This is a genomic window from Bacillus thermozeamaize (assembly GCA_002159075.1).
Lineage (GTDB): Bacteria > Bacillota > Bacilli > ZCTH02-B2 > ZCTH02-B2 > Bacillus_BB > Bacillus_BB thermozeamaize.
This window is the reverse complement of the sequence record LZRT01000079.1, coordinates 48,775-71,336: the sequence shown is the minus strand read 5'-3', so window position 1 is coordinate 71,336 and position 22,562 is coordinate 48,775. Positions and strand designations below refer to the sequence as shown.

The 22,562-nt window shown below is 55.2% G+C and carries 18 protein-coding genes; 17 read left to right on the top strand and 1 reads right to left on the bottom strand.

The window, feature by feature from the left end; translation table 11 throughout:
- Positions 1-1,165 (bottom strand): integrase (locus BAA01_09175; GenBank protein OUM87228.1); only part of this gene is annotated, 1,165 nt, incomplete at its 3' end.
- Between the two features lie 323 nt (positions 1,166-1,488).
- Between BAA01_09175 and BAA01_09170 the strand changes: the two genes are divergently transcribed.
- The 17 genes from BAA01_09170 (at position 1,489) to BAA01_09090 (ending at position 22,451) form a co-directional block, all read left to right on the top strand.
- Positions 1,489-4,164, top strand: coding sequence for a valine--tRNA ligase (locus BAA01_09170; protein OUM87239.1), 2,676 nt, complete (start codon positions 1,489-1,491; stop codon positions 4,162-4,164).
- A gap of 47 nt (positions 4,165-4,211) precedes the next feature.
- Positions 4,212-5,531 (top strand): bifunctional folylpolyglutamate synthase/dihydrofolate synthase, encoded by a 1,320-nt coding sequence (locus tag BAA01_09165; GenBank protein OUM87227.1) that lies wholly within the window; start codon positions 4,212-4,214, stop codon positions 5,529-5,531.
- On the top strand, positions 5,513-6,952 hold the full coding sequence (locus BAA01_09160; GenBank protein OUM87226.1) for a UDP-N-acetylmuramate--L-alanine ligase: 1,440 nt from the start codon (positions 5,513-5,515) through the stop codon (positions 6,950-6,952). Before BAA01_09165 ends, BAA01_09160 begins: the two co-directional genes overlap by 19 nt.
- Positions 6,953-7,269: 317 nt before the next feature.
- A complete protein-coding gene (locus tag BAA01_09155; protein ID OUM87238.1) occupies positions 7,270-8,928 on the top strand; it encodes a type II secretion system protein GspE in 1,659 nt (552 codons plus the stop codon).
- 5 nt (positions 8,929-8,933) lie between these two features.
- Complete coding sequence (locus BAA01_09150) at positions 8,934-9,989, top strand: type IV pili twitching motility protein PilT (GenBank protein ID OUM87225.1); 1,056 nt, start codon at positions 8,934-8,936, stop codon at positions 9,987-9,989.
- Between the two features lie 262 nt (positions 9,990-10,251).
- Positions 10,252-11,481 (top strand): hypothetical protein, encoded by a 1,230-nt coding sequence (locus tag BAA01_09145; protein OUM87224.1) that lies wholly within the window; start codon positions 10,252-10,254, stop codon positions 11,479-11,481.
- A gap of 280 nt (positions 11,482-11,761) precedes the next feature.
- Positions 11,762-12,232, top strand: coding sequence for a hypothetical protein (locus BAA01_09140; GenBank protein OUM87223.1), 471 nt, complete (start codon positions 11,762-11,764; stop codon positions 12,230-12,232).
- 24 nt (positions 12,233-12,256) lie between these two features.
- Entirely contained in the window at positions 12,257-13,063 is an 807-nt protein-coding gene (locus BAA01_09135; protein OUM87222.1) for a prepilin peptidase, read from the top strand.
- Between the two features lie 6 nt (positions 13,064-13,069).
- A complete protein-coding gene (locus tag BAA01_09130; GenBank protein ID OUM87221.1) occupies positions 13,070-13,597 on the top strand; it encodes a hypothetical protein in 528 nt (175 codons plus the stop codon).
- 25 nt (positions 13,598-13,622) lie between these two features.
- Positions 13,623-14,165, top strand: a complete 543-nt coding sequence (locus tag BAA01_09125; GenBank protein OUM87220.1) for a hypothetical protein — start codon at positions 13,623-13,625, stop codon at positions 14,163-14,165.
- 24 nt (positions 14,166-14,189) lie between these two features.
- On the top strand, positions 14,190-15,818 hold the full coding sequence (locus tag BAA01_09120) for a hypothetical protein (protein ID OUM87219.1): 1,629 nt from the start codon (positions 14,190-14,192) through the stop codon (positions 15,816-15,818).
- Between the two features lie 33 nt (positions 15,819-15,851).
- Positions 15,852-16,997: a hypothetical protein gene (locus BAA01_09115; protein OUM87218.1), complete on the top strand. Its 1,146-nt coding sequence runs from the start codon at positions 15,852-15,854 to the stop codon at positions 16,995-16,997.
- Positions 16,987-17,859, top strand: a complete 873-nt coding sequence (locus BAA01_09110; protein ID OUM87217.1) for a hypothetical protein — start codon at positions 16,987-16,989, stop codon at positions 17,857-17,859. Before BAA01_09115 ends, BAA01_09110 begins: the two co-directional genes overlap by 11 nt.
- Positions 17,860-17,873: 14 nt before the next feature.
- Positions 17,874-18,683: a hypothetical protein gene (locus tag BAA01_09105; protein OUM87216.1), complete on the top strand. Its 810-nt coding sequence runs from the start codon at positions 17,874-17,876 to the stop codon at positions 18,681-18,683.
- Between the two features lie 257 nt (positions 18,684-18,940).
- Positions 18,941-19,861, top strand: coding sequence for a sodium ABC transporter ATP-binding protein (locus BAA01_09100; GenBank protein ID OUM87215.1), 921 nt, complete (start codon positions 18,941-18,943; stop codon positions 19,859-19,861).
- Complete coding sequence (locus BAA01_09095) at positions 19,858-21,162, top strand: hypothetical protein (GenBank protein OUM87214.1); 1,305 nt, start codon at positions 19,858-19,860, stop codon at positions 21,160-21,162. The genes BAA01_09100 and BAA01_09095 overlap by 4 nt, the downstream gene beginning before the upstream one ends.
- A complete protein-coding gene (locus BAA01_09090; protein ID OUM87213.1) occupies positions 21,159-22,451 on the top strand; it encodes a hypothetical protein in 1,293 nt (430 codons plus the stop codon). Before BAA01_09095 ends, BAA01_09090 begins: the two co-directional genes overlap by 4 nt.
- Positions 22,452-22,562: the final 111 nt, after the last annotated feature.

Sequence of the window (22,562 nt, the reverse complement as noted above, 5' to 3'; positions counted from 1 at the left end):
AGCGAGCTGTTTTTTTGACCGTCGACGTTGCTGGAGTCTGAACCTGCGGTGCTTCCACGCACGGCCACGCACGTCCTTGATGCCACAGCCACACTTGCCCCTGCATGCCGATGCGCACTTCGACAATCGCTTTGGCTTCCCAGCGAGGCACGCCGGAACCGGGTTGGGGCATGTAGCATTTGCCCTGCCAGGAAAACGTCTGCCCGCTACTGATGCGCCGGTATACACGACGGGCAAAGATGTGCTCCAAGGGCACCTCAGGCAGCGGCCGGTAGGCCGGTTCCGCCTCTTGCGGCGCCACAGCGAACAACCGGTTGTGTTTGTCAATCAGTTCCGGCAAGACCCGATTCGCTTCCTCCATGGTGCACACGTTGCGCAAGCGCAATTCGATCACCAAACGTTCTTGAAAGGTTCGCCAGAGCCGCTCGATGCGCCCTTTTGCTTGTGGAGACAGCGCCTCCACGTGGGTGATGCCCAAATCGGCGATAGCTTGGCCAAAGGTGGTCAACGACGCGGGTTGACCCGCCAGTTCTTGTTCGAGTGTGGGCTTGCCTTTCGGTGAACAAAAGATACTGTGCCGGTCGCTGTAAAGCGCAAGCGGAACACCTTTGCGACGAAGCGCGATGATCATCACGGTGACGTAGCCTTCCAACGTCTCGGTCGGACAAAAAGTGGCTGCGAGCACTTCACCCGTGGCATCATCGATGATCGCATGCAGCACCAATTGCGGGCCGCGGTCCTCCAACCAAGCATAAGGAGAGGCATCGATCTGCCACAGCATGCCCGCTTGCGGTTTGCGAGGCCTGGGCCGATGCACCTTGGAACGCCGGCGTACACGTGCAGGGCGCAAGCCGCTTTGGATGAGAATGCGCCGGACAGAAGAGACACTTAAACGGATGTTTTCGTACTCCGCCAACAGCTCTGTAAAGTGGGTACAATTACTGCCGAAGTAGCGTTCCTGATACAAGTGCTGAACGTGTTGTTTGAGCGGGTCGGTCAAGGCATGAGCGGGCTTTCGGCCCCGATTTCCGTGGGCGCTTGTCTGTGCACCTCCATGAAGATATTTTGCCTTGAGCCGATACACTTGACGAACACTTAACCCTAAGATTTTGGAGACATCCTGTTCTGTCAGCCGACCGTCCATCCATTGTTCGAGAACCATCACGGCGTTTCAATTCTTCTTTTGTCAAGGTGATCATCTGCTCCTTGCTCATACTGACATTTTCTCGGAACAATTACACCCTGACAATATCACAGAACAACAACAGTCTTTTTTTGTCGCGCTTGCATTTTCATGGGAGAATCGTTATCCTAATGTGGGAGAAGCGTTATCCTGATGAAGGGAACGCATATGGCGGTTTTACAGGACGGCAAGAGAGGGAAGCCAGGGATACCGAATGGGATGCATGTCCTTTTGTGGGAAAGGGCTTTTTTTATTTTCTGGTAAAAGTTTTTATTTTGGAAACACGGTTCAGGGAGGTTGAGCGGATGAACGAGGGTGTTCGCGACAAACAAGTGGATATGCCGACCGCTTATCAGCCGCGCGAAGTGGAGGCGAAGTGGTCACGCTTTTGGAAGGAGGAAGGCTGTTTCACGCCCAAAGGAGAAGGAGAGCGGCGTTTCTCCATTGTCATCCCGCCCCCCAACGTGACGGGGAAATTACATATCGGCCATGCGCTGGACTTTACCTTGCAGGACATTCTGATTCGGATGAAACGGATGCAGGGGTACGATACGCTTTGGTTGCCGGGGACGGATCACGCCGGGATCGCCACACAGGCGCGGGTGGAGGCGCAGCTTCGCACGGAGGGACTGACCCGTCAGCAACTGGGACGTGAGAAATTCCTGGAACGTGTCTGGCAGTGGAAAGAGGAATACGCCACGGCGATCCGCCAGCAATGGGAGAAGCTGGGGCTTTCGCTGGATTACACGCGCGAGCGCTTTACGATGGATGAGGGACTGTCGCGGGCGGTGCGGAAAGTGTTTGTCGATCTGTACAACAAAGGGCTGATTTACCGCGGCGAATACATCATCAACTGGGATCCCGAGACGCGGACGGCGCTTTCAGACATCGAGGTGGAGTACAAGGAAGTTCAGGGCAAACTCTACCACATCCGCTATCCGCTGGCGGACGGCTCCGGCGGGATTGTCGTCGCCACGACGAGACCGGAGACGATGCTTGGGGACACGGCGGTCGCGGTGCATCCGGAAGACGAAAGGTACAAGCACCTCATCGGCAAACGGCTGAGATTGCCGATTGTCGGCCGCGAGATTCCGATCATCGCCGATGAATACGTGGACCCCGAATTCGGCAGCGGCGCGGTGAAGATCACGCCGGCCCACGATCCGAACGACTTTGAAGTGGGCCGCCGCCACCAGCTGGAGGCGATCCTGGTGATGGACGAGGGCGGCCGGATGAACGAGAACACCGGCAAATACCAGGGCTTGGATCGTTTCGAATGCCGCAAGCAGCTGGTACGGGATCTGGAGGAGCAAGGGTATTTGGTCAAAGTGGAGGATCACCTCCACGCCGTCGGCCACAGCCAGCGCAGCGGCGCGGTGGTGGAGCCGTACCTTTCGACGCAATGGTTTGTCAAGATGAAGCCGCTGGCTGAACAGGCCATTGCCTGCCAAAAGTCGGGGCGGGGCGTCAAGTTCGTGCCGGAACGGTTTGAGAAAATCTACTTGAACTGGATTGAAAACGTCCGCGATTGGTGCATCTCCCGCCAGCTCTGGTGGGGCCACCGGATTCCCGCCTGGTATTGCCAGCGCTGCGGTGAGACGATTGTCTCCATGGAGGATGTGGATACATGTCCGCACTGCAGCAGCCAGGATTTGAAGCAGGATGAGGATGTGCTGGACACCTGGTTCAGCTCGGCGCTCTGGCCCTTCTCGACGATGGGCTGGCCGGAAGAGACAGCCGACATGAAGCGGTATTATCCGACCGATGTCCTGGTCACCGGTTATGACATCATCTACTTCTGGGTGGCCAGGATGATCTTCACGGCGTTGGAGTTTACCGGCCAGATTCCCTTCGAGTATGTCTACATCCACGGCCTCGTGCGTGACGCGGAAGGACGCAAAATGTCCAAATCGCTCGGCAACGGGGTGGATCCATTGGAGGTCATTGAGCGTTACGGGGCAGATGCGTTGCGCTTCATGATCTCCACGGGTGCCACGCCGGGGCAGGATGTGCGTTTTCACTGGGAGCGGGTGGAGATGGCCCGCAACTTTGCGAACAAGGTCTGGAACGCCTCCCGCTTTGTGTTGATGAACCTGGAACCGGATCAGGACCAGGGTTTTTCGCTGGAGCGGCTCAGTCCGATTGACCGCTGGATCCTCCATCGGCTGAACGAGACGGTGGCCGATGTGACAGAGATGATGGAGCGGTTTGAGTTTTCCGAGGTGGGACGCCACCTGTACCAATTCATTTGGGACGAGTTTTGCGACTGGTACATCGAATTTTCCAAGGTTCCGCTCTATGGCAACGACCCGGAAGCCAGGAAGACGACACAGCAGGTGCTCTGTTTTGTCCTCGACCAGCTGCTGCGGCTACTCCACCCGATGATGCCGTTTATTACGGAAGAGATCTGGCAACACTTACCAGTACGCGGAAAAAGCCTCGCGTTGGCGGACTGGCCCAAGACCAACCCTGACTTCCAGTTTCCGGATGCGGTGGCCGAGGTGACCTTGCTCATGGAAGTGGTTCGGGCGGTCAGAAATGTGCGGGCCGAGATGAACGTGCCGCCTGGACGCAAAGTGACGGTTTATGTGCAAACGGATGAAGCGAAGATCCGGGAGCAGCTTCTCAAGCACGAGGCGACCCTGTTGCGTTTCCTGAACGCCGAAGAGCTGCACCTGGAGGCGCGGGGTCCAATCCCGGAAGAGGCGGTGACGGCGGTGGTGGACGGTGCCGTGATTTACCTGCCGCTGGCGGGTCTCGTTGATGTGCAGCAGGAGCTGGCCCGATTGCGCAAGGAATTGCAGAAACTGGATCAGGAAGTGGAGCGGGTCCAGAAGAAGCTGGCCAATCCCCAGTTTGTCGAACGGGCACCTGCAGAGGTCGTCCATGAAGAACGGGCCAAGGAGAAGGCATACCTCTCCAAACGGGCGCAGGTGAAGGAACGGCTGGCCACCCTGGAACGGCTGGCGGGCCGGTCATAGGGACGAGACACAGACACATACAATGATATGTGGGAGCGTGGAGACAAATGCGACATTTCAGCGCTGGGGAAGAGGTACTGGCCTGGATACGGGATGTGGCCAATCCGGGGATCAAGCCTGGCCTGCATCGGATGGAGTGGTTGATGGAACGGCTTGGGCATCCCGAGCGCCGGCTGAAATTCATTCACATCGCCGGCACCAACGGCAAGGGTTCTACAGCCGCCATGATCGCGAACACCCTTTACACATGCGGTTATGATGTGGGCCTGTTCACCTCCCCCTACGTGGAAAATTTTTCGGAACGGATTCGATTCAATGGGCAACCCATCCCGGAGGCCGATCTGATCGAGGCGGCCAACCAAATCCGTCCGGCTGTGGAAGAGTGCGGCCAGACGGAATGGGGTGCGCCCAGTGAGTTTGAACTGGTGACCACCTTGGCCATTTGGTATTACGCGCATATCAGTTATCCGTATTATGTGGTCTGGGAGACAGGCCTGGGTGGACGGTGGGACGCCACCAATGTGGTGTATCCCGTGTTGACGATTATTACCACGGTCGGACTGGATCACACCCAGTATCTTGGTGAGACGATTGCGGAAATTGCCCGGGAAAAGGCGGGGATCATCAAGCCGGGTGTCCCGCTGGTATGCGGCGTGACCGATCCGGAAGCGCTTGATGTGATCCAACAGGTGGCAACGGAAAAAAAGGCCAGCCTCTATGTGTACGGGCGCCATTTTACCGCCACGCCGGTTGAAGCGTCAGAGGACGGACAGAGCTTCGATTTCTCCGGTCCGTACCGCCGGTTTGAACGGGTGCAGATACGTCTCGCCGGACCCCATCAGATGCAAAACGCCGCGGTAGCCCTGATGGGCCTGGAAGTGTTGCGCCAATTTATGGCTTTTGTCTACGAAGAGGATGAAGTGCTCTACCGGGGAATGAGCGAAACCCGCTGGCCGGGCCGGCTGGAGAAACTGGCTGATCGCCCCGGCATCGTGATCGATGGCGCGCACAACCCGCAGGCGGCCGCCAGTATTGCTGAGGCGATCCGCCAGTTGTACACCTATGATCGGCTGCATCTGGTTGTCGGATTGCTCAAGGATAAGGTGAACCAGGACTTTTTCCGGCCACTTCTCCCGCTTGTCGATACGGTGATCCTGACGGAGCCGGACTTTCCCCGCAAAGCCAGCGCCGAGCAGCTGAAAGAGATGGTGGCGACCTTGCGTCCTGATGTGGAGACGGTGGTGGAAGAGGATTGGCGGAATGCCCTGGAGGCGGCGCGCAGGCTGGCCGGGCCTGGGGATATGGTACTGGTTACGGGTTCCTTGTATTTGATTGGGGATGTCCGCAAATGGCTGAAGAACAGGTAAGATGGGGTGATAAGGTGAGGCGTTACCGGCAGGTGCATTTCATTGGTATCGGCGGATATGGCATGAGCGCACTCGCCCGCGTCCTGTTGGATCAAGGGATCCAAGTCAGCGGATCCGATCTTGCCAGGAAAGATTTGACTGACAAGCTGGAGCAGCAGGGTGCCAAGGTGTACATCGGCCACCGCAGGGAGCAGATTGACGGAGCCGATGTGGTGGTTTACTCATCCGACATACCCAAGGATAACGTGGAGCTGGTCGAGGCCACGCGGCGGCACATCCCCTTGCTTCACCGCTCCCAGATGCTGGCCCAGATTCTCAATGATAAAACGGGCATTGCCGTGGCGGGTACCCACGGAAAAACGACCACGACGTCGATGATTGCGCGGGTGATGGAAGCGTGCGGATTGGATCCCACGTACGTCATCGGCGGCGAAATGCTGGACATCGGCAGCAACGCCCGCGCAGGCAACAGCCAGTACGTGGTTGCCGAGGTGGATGAAAGCGACGGAACTTTTCTGCATTACTATCCGTACATTGGCGTAGTCACCAATCTTGAGGCGGATCACTTGGAAAATTACGACGGCCGTTTTGAAAAGCTGGTGGCGGCCTACAAGCAATTTCTCTCCCAGATCAAGCCGGGCGGCGTGGCCATCCTCAACGTGGATGATCCTCATCTGAAGGCGCTCATCCCGTCTCTCGCTTGCCGGGTATTGACCTATTCCCTGCAGGATTCATCCGCTGATTTATACGCTTCGGCCATCACAACACTGGATTGGGGAATCGGTTATACGGCTTACATGCGGGGGAAGAAGCTGGGCGAGGTGAGGCTTGCCGTGCCAGGGCGCCACAATGTTGCAAACAGCTTGGCGGCCATTTTGGCCGGCTGGGAACTGGGGCTGTCTTTTGAGGATATCGTGCCTGCGCTGGGCTCCTTTCACGGTGCCAAGCGCCGTTTTGAAGTGGTGGCCGAAGTGAACGGAATATTGCTCGTCGACGATTACGCCCACCATCCAACCGAAATCAAGGCCACACTGGAGGCGGCCCGCGCACTGAACCGCCGCGTGCTGGCCCTGTTTCAGCCGCACCGGTACAGCCGAACGGACGATCTCAAGGAAGAGTTCAGCCGCGCGTTTGGACAGGCAGACGAGGTGTGGATTACAGAGATTTATTCTCCGAAGGGGGATCAGCATCGTCCGATCACGGGACAGGATTTGGTGGCGATGATCCGGAAGGAGAGCAATCCGAACACGCATTACGCCACTGATCTAAAGGATCTGCACCGGCAAGTGAGGCCGCGCCTTGCGCCCGGCGATCTGGTGCTGACGATGGGAGCCGGAGACATCTGGCAAGTGGCCGGCTGGCTGCGCGATGATCTGTTGGCCAACGAACGAAGCGAGCAAATAACAGACGCGGCTACATAAACCCGGATGGAACGTTGGCGCTTGACGAAACATTCCCGCCCATTTCCAAAGTGGGGCGGGATTTTTTTGCGGTTTCTCTTCACGATTAAAATTTTTATAGAAATGCGAAAGCGAACAGGTCCCCCATTTTTCAGGGGGGAGCCGCGGCTTTGTTCACAAAATGCTACACTTTTGGGGGTGTCCAAGCCAGCCCTTCGCCTGCTATGATAGTGCTGAGTAGGATTTTGTCGCGGCTTGTAGAAAATGCTTAAAGGCCGAACTTTGGTTGTGATGATCGGAATTGAGCGGGAACCGGGAGAGGTGTAGAGGGCGCCATGATGGTGCGAAAACGGTTGGGCGAGTTGTTGATGGAAGCCGGCCTGATTACCGAAGAACAACTGGAGCAGGCGTTGCGGAAACAGAGGGAAACTGGCCAGCGATTGGGCGAAATCCTGATCAATCAAGGTGTGATTTCGGAACAGCAGCTGATCGAGGTGATCGAGTTTCAGCTTGGGATTCCCCACGTCGACCTCGACCGCTACCGGATTGAACCTGAAGTCCTTGCGGTCATTCCGGAAGAGGTGGCCCGGAGGTACCGGGTGTTGCCGATCAGGGTTCAGGACAACCGGCTGACAATGGCGATGCTGGATCCCTTCGATTTTTACACGATCGACCACTTGGCGATGATCACGGGGATGGAGATAGACCCGGTGATCTCCACCCGGGAAGGGATGGAACGAGCGCTGGATCGCTACTACGGCCTGCAGGAATCGGTGTCGGAGGTCCTGCGGCAGGTACAGCCGGAAGAAATTGACGTCAAGGAGGTCAGCGCCGAGGATGCGCCGGTGGTCAAGCTGGTCAACCAGATTATCGAACAGGCGGCTGAACAGCGAACCAGCGACATCCATTTTGATCCGCAAAAGCATGATCTGGCGGTCCGGTTCCGGATCGATGGCATGCTGCAGACCAAGATGCGGCTCCCCAAACACTTGCAGCCGATCCTGACGGCGCGGTTGAAGATCATGGCCAACCTGAACATTGCGGAACGCCGCCTGCCCCAGGACGGGCGCATCCAGATGCCGGTGCGTGGGAGGGTGATTGACATCCGGGTGGCCATCCTGCCCACCATCTTTGGCGAGAAGGTGGTGCTGCGCCTGCTGGATCCCAAGCAAGCGGTGAGCCGGATTGAGGATTTGGGGTTTTCGGAAAGAAACCGCCAGGCCTTTATCCGCATGATTGAGTCGGCCAACGGGATCGTTCTCGTCACGGGGCCGACCGGCAGCGGCAAATCCACCACGCTGTATGCCGCATTGCAGCGGCTGAATACGGAGGATGTGAACATCATCACGGTGGAAGATCCGGTCGAATACCAGCTGGACGGGATCAATCAGGTTCAAGTGAACACGGCCATCGGCTTGACCTATGCGGTAGGCTTGCGCTCCATCCTGCGCGAAGATCCGGACATCATCATGGTGGGTGAAATCCGTGACGAGGAAACAGCCGAGATCGCGATTCGCTCCGCGTTGACCGGACACCTGGTGCTGTCCACATTACATACCAATGACGCCCCCAGCAGCATTGACCGCCTGGTGGACATGGGCATCCCCTCCTACCTGTTGGCCTCCACGCTGCGTGGGGTGGTGGCGCAGAGACTGGTCCGGCGCATCTGCACCGATTGCCGGGAGGCATATGAACCTCACCCGGATGAGGCGGAATTGCTCGCCCGGCATGGCCTGCCGGCCGGACAATTGTGGCGGGGAAGAGGTTGCGCGTTATGCAACCAGACCGGCTACCGGGGACGTCTGGCCGTGCACGAGGTGCTGCCCATCCACAGGGAGCTGCGGCGTTACATATTGGAACGGGTTCCTGCTGAAGCCTACCGTGCTTGGGGGATGGAGCACGGTTACGAGAGCATGCTGGTGGACGGGCTGAAGAAAGCGCTGGATGGAACCACTACTGTCATGGAAGTGTTGAAAGTGGTCCTGACGGAGGATTGAGCAAGTTGGGCGAAAAGAGGCTGGAATGGCTGCTGTACGAAGCGGTGGAACGAAAAGCTTCCGATTTGCACCTGACGGTGGGGATTCCTCCTTATCTGCGGATCGATGGGGCCCTGTTGCCGATGGATCACCCTCCCTTGACGGTGGAAGACTGCAGTCAGCTGGCGCGGGAGATTCTCGATGAGAAGGCGTGGTTGGAGTTCCAGGAATTGGGCGAATACGATTGTGCCTACACGGTTCCCGGATTGTCCCGCTTTCGCGTGAATATCTTTCGCCAGCGGGGGACGGTCTCGCTTGCATTGAGGACGATTCCTTTCGGCATTCCGCCATTTGATTCATTAGGCCTGCCGGAAGTGACGCGGGAGATCCTGCGCCGTCCCCAGGGTCTGGTGTTGGTCACCGGACCGACCGGCAGCGGGAAGTCCACCACCCTGGCGGCGATGGTGGATGAGATCAACCGGACGATGCAGAAGCACGTCATCACCCTGGAGGACCCGATTGAATACCTGCACGCTCATCGACAGAGCATTGTCGTGCAGCGGGAGGTGGGACTGGACACGAAAAGTTTTGCCACCGGCCTGCGGGCGGCTTTGCGGGAGGATCCCGATGTGATCCTGGTGGGAGAGATGCGGGATTTGGAAACCATCTCAACCGCCATGACGGCGGCCGAGACCGGGCATCTGGTGCTCGCCACCCTGCATACGCCGGATGCGGCCCAGACCATCGACCGGATCATTGACGCCTTTCCGCCCAGCCAGCAGGTGCAGATCCGCTATCAGCTGGCCAGTGTGCTGGTGGCGGTCTACGCCCAGCGGCTGCTTCCCCACCGCAGCGGCCGTGGCCGTGTGGCCGCCTTTGAGGTGCTGGTCAATGTGCCTGCTGTGGCCAACCTGATCCGGACGGAGAAGGTGCACCAGCTGAAAAGCGTCATGCAGACCGGCGCCCGTTACGGGATGCGAACGTTGGAGCAGGATTTGAACCGTCTGGTGGCAGAAGGCAAGGTTCGCCGGGAAGAGGCGGACGTGCTGATCATGGAATGGCGGCAGGTCAACGGGATGTGATTGGGTAAGTTTTTTTCAGGCACATGGAAGGGTCCTTTCAGGAACACGGAAGTTGTTTTGGGTTTTAAAAAAGGTTTTAGAAAAAAATACCAAAATTGTCGTTGATTATCTGTCGAGCCGATGTATAATTTTTATAAAAGCAAACATGTAAAATTATTTATAAAAAATGATTTGTTTTTTATTAAATTTATCAAACATTTTGCGCCGGTGGGTCTGGCGGCAATGAAGAGGTATCGCAGCCCAGAGAAAGAAGGGGGAACTCATGGCGCAATACCAGTACCGAGCGTTCAACCGGACAGGCCGGACGATAAGGGGACGGATTGAGGCTGCCGATGAGATGGCGGCCACGCTTCAGCTCAGGGAACGGGGATTGTATCCCATCCGGGTGGAACCCCTGGAAGAAACAAGTCTCCTGCAGCGGGAAGTGGATTTTCGTTCCTTGACGATAGGCCGGGTAGGGCTCAAAGATTTTGTTCCTTTCTGCCGCCAGTTTGCCGCGTTGGTGCGGGCAGGCGTCACCGTGGTTCAGTCGCTGGAAATCCTGACGGCCCAGACCAACAACAAGGCCTTGAAGAAAGCGCTGGAGCAGGTGAGTGCCGATGTGCGCGAAGGGAACTCCTTGCAGGATGCCTTTGGCTGTCATCCCAAAGCCTTTCCGGAGATGTTCGTCAACCTGGTTGGGGTGGGCGAATTCTCCGGACAACTGGAGACCGTGCTGGATCGTCTGGCCGACTTTTATGAGAAGGAACGGACGACAAAGCAGAAAATCGTTTCGGCACTCACCTATCCGATGGCCGTTTTTACGATTGCGGTGGCGGTCAGCATCTTTCTCCTGATCCAGGTGGTTCCCACCTTCGTCGAAACCTTCGAGGAACAAGGCGTACCCTTGCCGCTTCCGACCCAAATCACGATAGCCGTGAGCAACTTCCTCGTTCACCGCTGGTACCTGGTGTTGCTGATGGCCTTCCTGCTGGTTGTCCTGGCGGTCTACGGCAAGCGAACACCGCAGGGGAAACGGCTTTTGGGGCGGCTTGCGATCAGCGTGCCCGTCTTCGGGAAACTCTTCCAGAAGACCCTCCTGGCCCGCTTTTCAAGAACATTCGCCTTGTTGGTGGCCAGCGCCGTGCCGATCCTGGACGCGGTGGAACTGACGCGAAAGACGCTGAACAACGCGCTTTATCAGCGGGCTCTGGAAGAGGCGGGTGAGCGGTTGCGCGAAGGAGACCGGATCCACGTCCCCTTGGAGAAACATCGCAAGTTGTTCCCGCCGATGGTGACACAGATGGTGGCGATTGGCGAGGAATCCGGTTCGCTGGACATGATGTTGGACAAGCTGGCTGACTTTTACGAGGCGGATGTGGCGGAGATGACCAGCCGGCTGCAGTCGCTCATGGAGCCGCTCATGATTCTGGTTTTGGCGGTCATGGTGGGCGGGATCATTTTTTCCGTCTATCTGCCGATGTTCATGATGATGGATTTCATTGGCCAGTAATTCAGGAGGGCAGGCCGCATGCTCGTTGGCCCTCCTGGGCTGATAATTTGCATGACTGTAAGGGATGCTGACCGAATATATGCCTGTCCTGAATCTCCAGGAATAAAGACACGAATGCATAATGAATATTTTGAATTACATATTACAAAGAATCTTACATACTATTCGTATTGCAATACTAGGAACGTCCGAAACATGTTTGCATTTGGTGCAGGCTGCCACAGGTGCGATCCCGAGTGGCAGCAAAACATTCCACGCATTTGAAGAAGGAGGGGTACTCATGCGTCGGAGACATGTTCTGAAGGACACACAAGCAAGGAGGGAAGAAAAGGCACGCAAGCGGCAGAAGGGGTTTACGCTGATTGAAATGCTGGCTGTGGTGATCATCCTGGTCATCGTGGCCGCTATCGGGTTTGTCGTGGTGAACAGCCAGATTGAGAGGTCGCGTCAAAACACAGATCAGGCCAATGTCCGGACGGTTGCTGATGCCGTGCAACGGTACATTATGGATAAATCAACTGCTCCGGGGGGCATTAAGGATTTGGTGGATGGGGGCTATCTGGCGAAAGGGCCTCAAGATCCATGGAATGATACGGGGCACGATGATGAGTATACTGATAATGATAATTTAAATGATTATATTACAATTTCTGGAAGCCCAAATGTTTCTATTACATCAAAGCACGGTGCAACAGTAACACTTAAGGGTGCTGTACCGGCAACAGGTGGAGGTACAGGTAGTGGTAAATAATTATCACAAGAAGAATAACATGTTATGAAAAGTATTCCTATCTACTGGTTTTATTTCACAATCTTTGCGTTCGGCTTGATTATCGGTTCTTTTCTCAACGTGGTCGCGTACCGCATGCCCCGGGGGGAGTCCGTCGTCTCTCCTCCCTCCCGCTGCCCCCATTGCCGGCGAAGGCTGAAGCCAGGGGAACTGGTGCCTCTCCTCAGCTGGCTGGTTCAGAGGGGACGGTGCCGGGACTGCCGGAAACCGATTCACTGGCAGTACCCGTTGGTGGAGGCGCTGACCGGATTGCTCTTTGTTTTGGTGGGTTTGCGGTACGGCCTTGGTTGGGAGACGCTGGTCGGCTTGACATTGGTCGGTTTTCTGATTCCCCTTTCCGTAATTGACCTGAAGACGATGCTGCTGCCGGATCGGTTGACAATCCCCCTGCTTACGATCATGGTATTGTACCGTTTGTTTATTGGCACCCAACCGTGGTGGTGGTACATCATTGGCGGTGCGCTGGGAGCAGGCATGTTGCTTCTTCTCGCCTGGCTCAGCCCGATTCTTTTCGGCAAAGAAGGCATGGGTTTGGGGGATGTTAAACTGATTGCCGGTATCGGTGTGGCGGTGGGTCCTTACGGATCAGTGCTCACTCTCTTTTTTGCTTCTTTGTTTGGAATTGGTTTTGGACTGTGTTACCGGTATCGGTTGCGCCGTTCATTGAAGCTTGAAGCAGATGATGAGTCTTCCGGTGAATTTCCGTTTGGCCCCTCACTGGCTGTTGGGGGGCTTGTCGCCTATTTGTATGGTGATGAGATTTGGCAGTTTTACCTGTCCTTCCTGACTTGAGAGGATATGGTGAATGTGAAAAAAATGATGCGTACTTTCATCAAATGCTTGATGTATTCGAAAGGTGGCGTGGTGTCCCTGACCCGCACCTCCGCATTCTGGCGTTCTCCTTCCCGGGGCATGACGCTGCTGGAACTGCTGGCGGCATCGGTTTTGCTTTCGATTATCATCAGTGCGGTGTTGCTGTTGTACTCGCAAAGCTGGGCAGCCTCGGTCAAGGACAATGAACACCTTACTGCAACCCACATCGCCCAGTACACCTTGGAAGAATGGCTGGCAAGACATGATTATCTGACGGTTAAAGATAGGATGAGTGCCAGTCCTCTCACACTTGGGAATGATGCTGTCCTCAGAGAAATCTGGGCTGCCAACACCGGGTACCAGTCCTATACGCCCAGGATTGAGCTGGCCTTTGCCGATTCCACCCGGAATGAAGGGCCCATTCGCGTGACGATTACCATTGAGAGCAAAAACAAAAGAGCGGTGACATTGCACGGCATTATGAGTGAATCAAAACCGGAGAAAAATGATTAGTTTTGCGTGTAGAGGGGGATGGGGGGTGAAGTTCAGCCGCGGTTTTACCCTTGTGGAAGTGCTGGCGGTGACGGTACTGGTCACCATTTTGCTTGGCGCATTGTACGCGATGGTCAATGAGGGATTACGAAACTGGTATCACATCTCGGAACAGACTGAACTGCGCAATGGGGCCAATCTGGTCATGCAAGCCATCCAAAAAGATTTGTTGAAAGCAAAACGTTCCCCTGATGGTCAAGAGGCGGTGTCTGTTGTTGATAAAAATGAATTAAAAATTGTTACCGCGTGGACACAGCCAGATAATTCTCAACCAGCCCAGCCAACAAGCCTGGTGGTGTATACCATTGTAGAAGAATCTGGTAAACCTGCGACAATTTTTCGTTATGCGGGTCCGCCGCCGTCCGGCAGTGCACTTGGGATGCAGCTTATGGTCAGCGATTTGGATTTTTCCAATTCATCGTTTGAACTGCAGAGCAATGGCCGGGTCCTGGTGAAGTTGTCATTGAAAGGGCCGCGCAAAAACGATTTTCATACTTCTTCGTCTTTCCGATATGTATACGGTTCATAACATCCAAGGGGAGAGTGAACCGCCATGATCGGTTGCCAAAAACCAAAAGGCCAAAAGGGCTCGGCATTGGTGGTTATTGCGTTGATCATATTGCTGAGTTCGGTGCTTGGTTTGGCGCTTTTATCCAACACGTTGACCAGTCACCAGTCTGTCTTGGCCAATGAAAATGAGACAAGAGCGAAATATCTGGCTGAATATGCCGCAACCCTTGGGTTGGATGAATTACAGAAGGAGTTGGAGGAGCTTAGCCAACAGTCCGGTCAACAAGTTCGACAATGTGGTGAGATTGATGACATTGTCAGAGAGTTGCTCAATAAGTTTGCAAATAAATCGGGAGTCCCCGTGGAGCAACTGAAAGGGGAAGATTTTGTTTATCGATTGGAATTCGATGAAAGCAGTTTGCAAGAGGCCAAAAACTTATGTGAGCAAAACAGTGCGATTGGGCTCCAGTACGCCGTAAAAGGATATCTGGTTGCCAGTGGAATTGCTGACAAAAATGGGAAACTTCCCAAAAGGGTTACGTTTAAGGTTCCGATACAAATTACCAACGTCGCTGATGTGTTTAATTTCGCCCTTTCAGCCAAGGAAAATATCTGGCTAAACGGCGGAGTGGAAATTCACGGCAGCCTGTATGCCGGGAATGCGCTGGCTTTCAACAAGGTTGCACATTTTTATGACGGATATCGGTATCATTTCACTTCTGTGTATCCAGAGATTAACGGAAAGATCAGCGCCGGATCGCCTGAGAAGAAAGGTAATGAAATATATGAAATAACATATTACGACAGCAAAATAATAGGAAATCACAATATAAAAGAGTATGGTAGTAAAGTGTCTATCGAACAATTAAATAGGAAATTTTATGGAAACTATAAAGTATCCAAGGTATCGTTCATCACATTCCCCGATCTAGATATGAACCAAATTAAAGAAGAAATCAAAACAGTGACAGGATTTTATGCTCCTCCAGACAGTTCACGTAAAACCATTTTTCACAAGCAAAGTCATGGTGTTGACTACTATTATATAACCGATGCGGAAAGGGTACAGAAATGTACCGGAGAATGGGGCAACAGAAAATGCTGGTATGAATGGAGAGAAAGTACAACAACATTTCCTATTGGTGCAAATTACGGCATAAGCAAAAAAGGTCCATATAGAGGTGTTTATTACATCAATGGGAAACTGGATATTGATGGAGACGTGGATCTGCAAGGAACCTTTTACGTCAATGGCGATGTTTCCATGCAGCACACGCAAAAAACGGATAATCCCATTGCAGCTGCGATCATAGCCAAAGGCGAGATTACAATTGCTAATAACAATCTGTATCAAGACGATCCGGCAATCCTGAATGCTTTTTTCTGGTCTCTATCAGATGATTTTGTAATCTATGGTGTCGGCTCCAACTTAAAGATAAATGGTGGCGTGATTGCCAAAAATATTGTGCTTAATGGTTTGCGAGGTAGCAAAAATGGTAAGACGATCAGTCCCAACCCACAAGAGTACAAAGACAAAAATGGTAAGAAATGGCCTTCCCGCTTGACCATTGTCTACGACGAACAATTCATCACCCATCCGCCAGCCGGTGTGCCGACGAATGAAGGATTTAAACTCAGCCAGATCGGACAATGGGAGTATGTGGAAGAATGAGGAACGAAAGAAAAAAGTAAAAGGGAGGAAGACATGTTCCTGAGGAAACCGTCTGGTGTGGGTATCTCCCTGCACGCAGGCCAGATCGAGATTGCGCACACACAGGGACGGGGGGAGAAAGCCCTGAAACAGATGCGGGTGGAGCGTATTCCCTTTCTTCCTGATGAATACGAAAACGGACGCATCCATCACGTGAACCAGTTTGCCGGCAAGGTGAATCAGGTGTTTGAAAACCTGGGGCTGCCGCGCCGGAAGGTGACGATTGCGTTACCTTCTTCCGTGACTTTCTTGCGCACGCTCAGGATGCCGCGGATGAAGAAACACAAACTGCGGGAAGTGATCCAGTTTCAGATCGGCAAGGAGATTCACCTCCCTTTCGCCAATCCGGTGTTCGATTTCGATTTCCTGCCTCCCTCCCTGGATGTCGCCAAAGAGGGAGGAGATAACGATTCGAGACATGGACAACCGGGTTCCCGTGAGGATGAGGTGCCTGTGCTCCTGGTGGCCGCTCCGGGTGAAGTGGTCAACGGTTTGCGGCATGCCTTTGAGCAGGCCAACGTAGAGCTGGGTGTCATGGAGGTGAAGGGACTCAGCATTCTCCGGGCCCTGAAGGCGATGGGACGCAAGCTTGCTGGCAACTTGGTCATTATGGAATTTGGCATGGATCGGATTGAGGCCCATTTCTATCAGACGGGAGCGCTCGTTTTCAGCCGCACGCTGGAACTGGTGCCGGAAAGATACATTGCAAGCGCGGCTGCCGCGGAACCCGACCTCCCTGCAGATGGGACAAAACCGCAGAAGGACCGCACGGATGAGACGCCCCATACCAATGCCTGGATGCTGCTGGAGAAGCTGGGGCTGGAAGATCGCTTCGAAAACATGGTTCTCGAATTGTCTTATCAGGTGGAACGGTTTATGAATTTCTTCCAACATACCTTCCACCAAGCGAACGAACAACCGGTTCGCAACCTCTGGCTGACCGGACAGGTGCCGTTTCCCGGACGGCTGCTGAAAAGCATGTCGGAGCGGCTGGGCATGATCAATATCCAGTTTGTCCACTTGCAGGGTTTTTCCCCTCGGACAAGCGCTTCCCGGACGGAAGAACAGGGGAAAGAGGCTCTGTTCAGCCTCTCAGCGGCAGGCACGGCGCTGAAAGGGGTGGTCCGTGATGGAAATTAACCTGTTGCCGCAACCGTCCCCCGTTCAGCGGCTTCGTTCCATTGCCCTTCTCTCGGCGGCCGGAGTCTTGGTTCTGGCCAACCTTTGGTTTGGCCTCAACTGGGTCAGCGCCGGCAATCAGCAGCGGCAACAGGAGCAAAACCTGCAGGAGGCCAACCGGCAGTTGCAAGCGTTGCAGGCAGAACTTCAGAAAAAGTACCGGGTGGAGACCTTGGCGAACCAGTATCAGGTATTGATGGACTGGTCAAACAGCCGCCCGGACTTTCAGGAAGAGATTCACCTGCTGTCTTCGCTTTTGCCGAAGAAGAGCTTTATCACGCAGGTGCAGTTTCTGGAGGAGCGGAAGTTTGCGCTCCAAGTGATTCTTCCTGACATGGAATCGGTATCTACCTACCTTCGCTTGCTGGAAGAGCATCCAAAAATTGAGCACATCCTGGTCCAGTCCGTGACCCGTCAGGAAAGGGATGCTTCTGGTGAAGGGGCCATCTCCTACCTCGTTCCGGTGCCGGTGTCTGAACGTGGATTAGCCGCCCGGTCAGTTGATGGTCTGATGCATGCTTTTTGGGAGAAACATCTCCGTCCACTGCTTTTTACCGGGGTAGCGTATGCGTCAGATAATGGACAGGATCCGGTTGACGAAGGATCAGATGCCGGCCAGCGGGAACAGGACAGTGGATTGGCAGGAGAAAACGATCCTGACGCCATCCCTTCACCGGAGGGTGGTGACGGCGGTGGACCCAATGGCCAGGGACCAGGCGGTGAGCAAGGAGATGGGAGAGGAGGCCAGGGGGAAACGCATGCCGGCCCGCCGGTGGTTACCTACCAACTGGACCTGCAAGTGACGATGAAACGAGACTCTTGAAAGGGCTAGATGCCATGAAATCCATGACACAATCCGAGAAATGGCTACTCGTCGTCATATTTGTGTTGTTGGTTTTGGGCTGTGTAACCGGCTATTTTGCCTGGCAAGCGAGCAGCCGGCTGGCTGATGTCCGCATGCAGGCGTCAGACGCCTCAAGACAGGTGGAGATGATGGAGGCCCGCTTGGCCAAGGCGGTTTCCCCTCCTGATTTGGCAACGATGAATCGGGCAATTCCGGCCGATTGGGAGATGCCCCGGTTTTTCGCCGATGTGACGTTGCTGGCGAATGCGTACGACTTGCAGATCCATGCCGTCACTCCTGGCGAGCCGATTCAGCCGGAACCCCGGCAGGAATCGCAGTCCTCTGCTGCCGATGGGAAGGGTGCGGCGGATGAAGCGGAAGGGGCGGATAAGACGGATGGGGGGGAAGAAACGGATGGGGCAGAGAAGGCAGAGAAGACGGATGGCGGTGGCGACGCCGCTGACGAGCATGCCGGCGGGAAAGCGTTCAGCCCGGAACCGCCCGCATCCCTCTCCGGCGTCTATACATTGCCCCTGACGCTTCAGGTCAAGGGGAACATCACCGAAGTGCTGGCGTTTATTGATGAGCTCCAACATTTGCCCCGGCTGGTGTGGGTGACGGGTTTTGAACTTCTGGTGGAAGACGAGGAGCAGGATGCCGGCAAGATGTTTCAAAAGCCGATTGATTTGAAGATTAATCTGAATCTGTATTCCCATGCGCCATGGGATGTGGCCGGATATACGGAAGATTGGCCGTTTGATATTCAACCGGCCGACAATGAGGAAGCTTTTGACGCTCCATAGTTTGTTCAACAGTTTGTTCAACTGAAGTTTGCTCCACGGTTTGCTCAACTGACGGATAGACCTTTTTCCAATGTGGATTGGCCTGAGCGGTGAAGTGACTGGCTCAGGCGTTTTTTCTTTAATCTTTGTGAATTTTTGTTTGACCGTAGAAATCATTGAATGATAATGTTGAATGGTAGCATACATACCTCGTTGCACGAAAGATTTCGGAGTTTCTCCGATTCCGATTCTGAGGAAAGGTTGGGGGAAGAGAAACCATGGCTCTGGAACTGAGAGATGTGACAAAGCGGTTCGGTTCGCACGTGGCGGTGAACCGGCTGAACCTGAAGGTGGAGGAAGGGGAGTTGTTCGGGCTCCTCGGGGCCAACGGAGCGGGAAAGACGACGACGATGCGGATGATCCTTGGCTTGCTGGCGCCGACAGAAGGGGAGATTACCTGGTTCGGGCGGCGGATGGGATACGACCTGAGCCACCAGATTGGCTATTTGCCTGAGGAGAGAGGTTTGTATCCGAAACTGAAGGTGGAGGAGCAGCTGGTGTACCTTGCCCGTCTGCGGGGGATGGAGAAACGGAAGGCGCAGCGACAGCTCCGTGAGTGGTTGGAACGGTTTCATGTCAGCCATTATGCGGATAAACGGGTGGAGGAGTTATCCAAAGGAAACCAGCAGAAGATTCAGTTCATCACCGCGGTGCTGCACCAGCCGAAGCTCCTGATCCTGGATGAACCGTTCAGCGGACTGGATCCCGTCAATGTGGAACTTTTGAAAAAGGCAGTGCTGGATCTGAAGAAGCAGGGAACGACCATTCTTTTCTCCAGCCACCGGATGGAGCATGTCGAGGAGCTGTGCCGCACGCTCTGCATTTTACGCAACGGCGAGGCCGTCCTGCAGGGGGATCTGGCCCAGATCAAGCGCTCGTACGGGAAGAAAACGGTTCGCCTCAGGATGGCCGCCGAGTGGCCTGACCTTGCGGCGATTCAGGGGGTCGAGCGGGTGCACCGCACCGCCTTGGGGTATGAGGTCAAGGTGCGTGATGAGGCTGTTGCCCAGACCATTTTGCAAGAGGCGTTGAAGGTCGGCGAGGTGACCGGATTTTCCCTGGAAGAGCCTTCCTTGCATGAGATATTCATCGAGAAAGTGGGCGCCGCCTACGACGAAGGTGGAGGCGAGGGGGAATGAACCGGAAGTTTTTCCTGATGGTCGGCCATCTTTACCGGAACAAGCTGAAGAGCCCCGGTTTTCTCGCCTCCGTGGGAATCATGGCGGCAGTCGTGGCCCTTCTCTGCTTTTTGCCGATGATCATCATGGGGATCATAGAACGGAGCCCGAAGGAAATGCAGGTGATCGGGCTGGCGGACAGGACGGGAGACGGCTGGGCAACGCTGCTCACCGATACGAACCATCTGCCTGAAAACGCGCCCTACCGTCTGGAGCCGGTTTCCGATTCGGGGAAACAGGGAATGGATATCCGCGAGTTGGCCGGGGAAAAGGTGGCGTCCGGCGAATGGGCAGGGATACTGGAACTCCGCGACGGCGATGAATCGGCCGCCAGACCGGCAGTTGAAGCGGTATACTGGACGGATGAGAAAGATGCGTCCGATGTGCTGTTTTTTCTCAAACAGCTCCTGAACACAGCCGCTTTTCAGCAGAGGGCGCAGCAGCTGGGCCTTGGCCAACGGGAGTTGGCCTGGCTGGATGCGCCGCTGAAGTTGGAAAAAGTGGCCCTGGAGGAAGGAGCCAAGGATGAACTGGAGCTGAACATTGCACGGGCTTTTGTGTATCTTACGGTGATGGCCCTGTATTTTATGCTGATTCAGTACGGGAATATGGTTTCGACCGAAGTGGTGGTCGAAAAGAGTTCCCGTGTCATGGAGATTTTGGTTTCCAGCGTGCCGCCGGCGCAACAGCTGTTTGCCAAAGTGCTGGGCGTGGGTTTGCTGGCCTTGACCCAGATGGCCATCGTGGTGCTGACGGGTGTCTTCTTTTTTCATCTCGCTGATCCGCTGGGGCAGCTTGACATTCAGTTGCCGCCCCTGCCAGTGGAATTGCTGCTGGTTGCGTTGGGTTATCTGATTCTCGGTTACTTGCTGTATGCGACGCTGCTGGCTTCCCTGGCCTCGCTGGTGAGCCGTCTGGAAGATGCCGGCATCATTCAGTCGCCGGTGTACATCTTTTTGGTGGGCGGGTTTTTCCTGACCATGTACGGTCTTGGCTCCCCTGATTCCCCGCTTGTGGCTGCGGCCTCGTGGGTGCCGTTTTTTACGCCGATGGTGATGTTTCTCCGCATCGGCATGGGCATGGCGGGCACGCCCGAAGTGCTGGGTTCCACGTTGTTGATGGCGGTGACGATTGCCGTTTTTGTGGTTCTTGGAGCCCGTTGGTACAAACGGGGCGTGTTCCGTTACGAGCCCATACGGGGTGCGTGGCGGCTGGGCCGTCCTGCGGCAAACGCTGGAGGGAAAGGGGACCGGGAGAGATGAGAGGATTCCGTTTGGTTTTCGCGCATACCGTGATGCAGCAGGTGCGTTCCAAAGCGTTCATCATCATCAACGCCGCCATGGTTCTCATTATGACGGCCGCTTTTTACCTGCCGGGCTTGATCCATGCTTTGTCTGAACCGCCTGTGGTGGGCGTCTATGATCCGACAGACCGGGTCTGGCCTCTGTTGCAAGAGGAGTGGCGCGGTCTTGCGGCCCCGGAATACCGTCTGGAAAGGGTGGAAGCCCCGGCAGGTTCCCAGGCGCGGCATGAGGCAGAGGAGCAGATTGCAGAAGGCCGGTGGAAAGCTTTCTTGCATGTTCATGCGGAAGGTCCGGTTGGTTCCGGCCTGCCGGGTTACACCTATCTGGCGGAACATCTCAGCCATCAGGAGCTGATGGCAGCGCTGGAAAGAGATCTGCACAAAGTACAACAACGCCTGGCGGCGAAGCGGATTGGCTTGTCGGAGGAGGAGCGAAACCGCCTTTTTGCGGAGGTTCCCCTGTCGGTGAAGCGGCTGGAGAAGGCATCAGGCGTGGCGGACGACGGTTCAAAGGAGACAGAGAGCGCTGTGCCGTTCGGCATGGATGGCGCGGTCAGCCTTGTCATGGGCTTGAATGTGCTGCTGTATATCATGATCGTGATGCATGGCAATGTACTGGCATATATGGTGGCCCGGGAGAAAGATTCGCGCGTGATGGAGATTCTCGTTTCCAGCATCCCTCCCTTGCAGCAGTTCTGGGGGAAGGTGCTGGGGGCGTCTGTGCTGGGGCTTCTGCAAATCCTGTTTTTTCTCTCCGTGGCCTGGCTGAATCTGCTGATCGCAGGCCGGGCAGGATTTGAGCCGCCTTCCTTTCTTCGCCTGCCGGAGGTTCCTTGGACGTTGTGGCTGTTGGCGTTCGTGTTCCTGCTGCTTGGTTACCTGTTGTACAACACGATGTATGCGGCGCTGGCCTCTCTCGTGACCCGTGCGGAGGAACTGAACCAGATGCTGTCGCCGCTCATCACCATCCTGACGTTGGTTTACATCTCTGTTTTTATCGCGATCGCGTTTCCCGAGTCGAAACTGGTTGTGATCCTGTCTTATATTCCCTTTTTTGCTCCCATGCTGATGCTGCTTCGCTACGGACTGGAATCGGCGGCCTGGTGGGAGGTGGGATTGTCCATTCTGATCCTGATTCTCACCTTTTTGGGCATTGCCCGTTTTTCGGCGCGGTTGTATCAGGGCGGTGTGATGCTTTACGGCAAGCGGCGCAAACTGCGTGAAGCGATCCGTGCGGCGCGGGATTAGCAGGAGACGTGGGATCAGACGGCACGGGATAAAAAGACATGAACAAGGCCGCTTCTCCGGTATAGCTTGGCCACCTGCATGCATAGGATGGTACCAATCAGCTTAGGAGGA

Bases quoted from the DNA above. Each gene is read 5' to 3' on its own strand.
- BAA01_09100 (OUM87215.1), top strand. From the start codon at position 18,941: ATGGCTCTGGAACTGAGAGATGTGACAAAGCGGTTCGGTTCGCACGTG.
- BAA01_09140 (OUM87223.1), top strand. From the start codon at position 11,762: ATGCGTCGGAGACATGTTCTGAAGGACACACAAGCAAGGAGGGAAGAA.
- BAA01_09155 (OUM87238.1), top strand. From the start codon at position 7,270: ATGGTGCGAAAACGGTTGGGCGAGTTGTTGATGGAAGCCGGCCTGATT.
- BAA01_09120 (OUM87219.1), top strand. From the start codon at position 14,190: ATGATCGGTTGCCAAAAACCAAAAGGCCAAAAGGGCTCGGCATTGGTG.
- BAA01_09170 (OUM87239.1), top strand. From the start codon at position 1,489: ATGAACGAGGGTGTTCGCGACAAACAAGTGGATATGCCGACCGCTTAT.
- BAA01_09145 (OUM87224.1), top strand. From the start codon at position 10,252: ATGGCGCAATACCAGTACCGAGCGTTCAACCGGACAGGCCGGACGATA.
- BAA01_09110 (OUM87217.1), top strand. From the start codon at position 16,987: ATGGAAATTAACCTGTTGCCGCAACCGTCCCCCGTTCAGCGGCTTCGT.
- BAA01_09135 (OUM87222.1), top strand. From the start codon at position 12,257: ATGAAAAGTATTCCTATCTACTGGTTTTATTTCACAATCTTTGCGTTC.
- BAA01_09095 (OUM87214.1), top strand. From the start codon at position 19,858: ATGAACCGGAAGTTTTTCCTGATGGTCGGCCATCTTTACCGGAACAAG.
- BAA01_09090 (OUM87213.1), top strand. From the start codon at position 21,159: ATGAGAGGATTCCGTTTGGTTTTCGCGCATACCGTGATGCAGCAGGTG.
- BAA01_09160 (OUM87226.1), top strand. From the start codon at position 5,513: ATGGCTGAAGAACAGGTAAGATGGGGTGATAAGGTGAGGCGTTACCGG.
- BAA01_09115 (OUM87218.1), top strand. From the start codon at position 15,852: ATGTTCCTGAGGAAACCGTCTGGTGTGGGTATCTCCCTGCACGCAGGC.
- BAA01_09130 (OUM87221.1), top strand. From the start codon at position 13,070: ATGGTGAATGTGAAAAAAATGATGCGTACTTTCATCAAATGCTTGATG.
- BAA01_09165 (OUM87227.1), top strand. From the start codon at position 4,212: ATGCGACATTTCAGCGCTGGGGAAGAGGTACTGGCCTGGATACGGGAT.
- BAA01_09105 (OUM87216.1), top strand. From the start codon at position 17,874: ATGAAATCCATGACACAATCCGAGAAATGGCTACTCGTCGTCATATTT.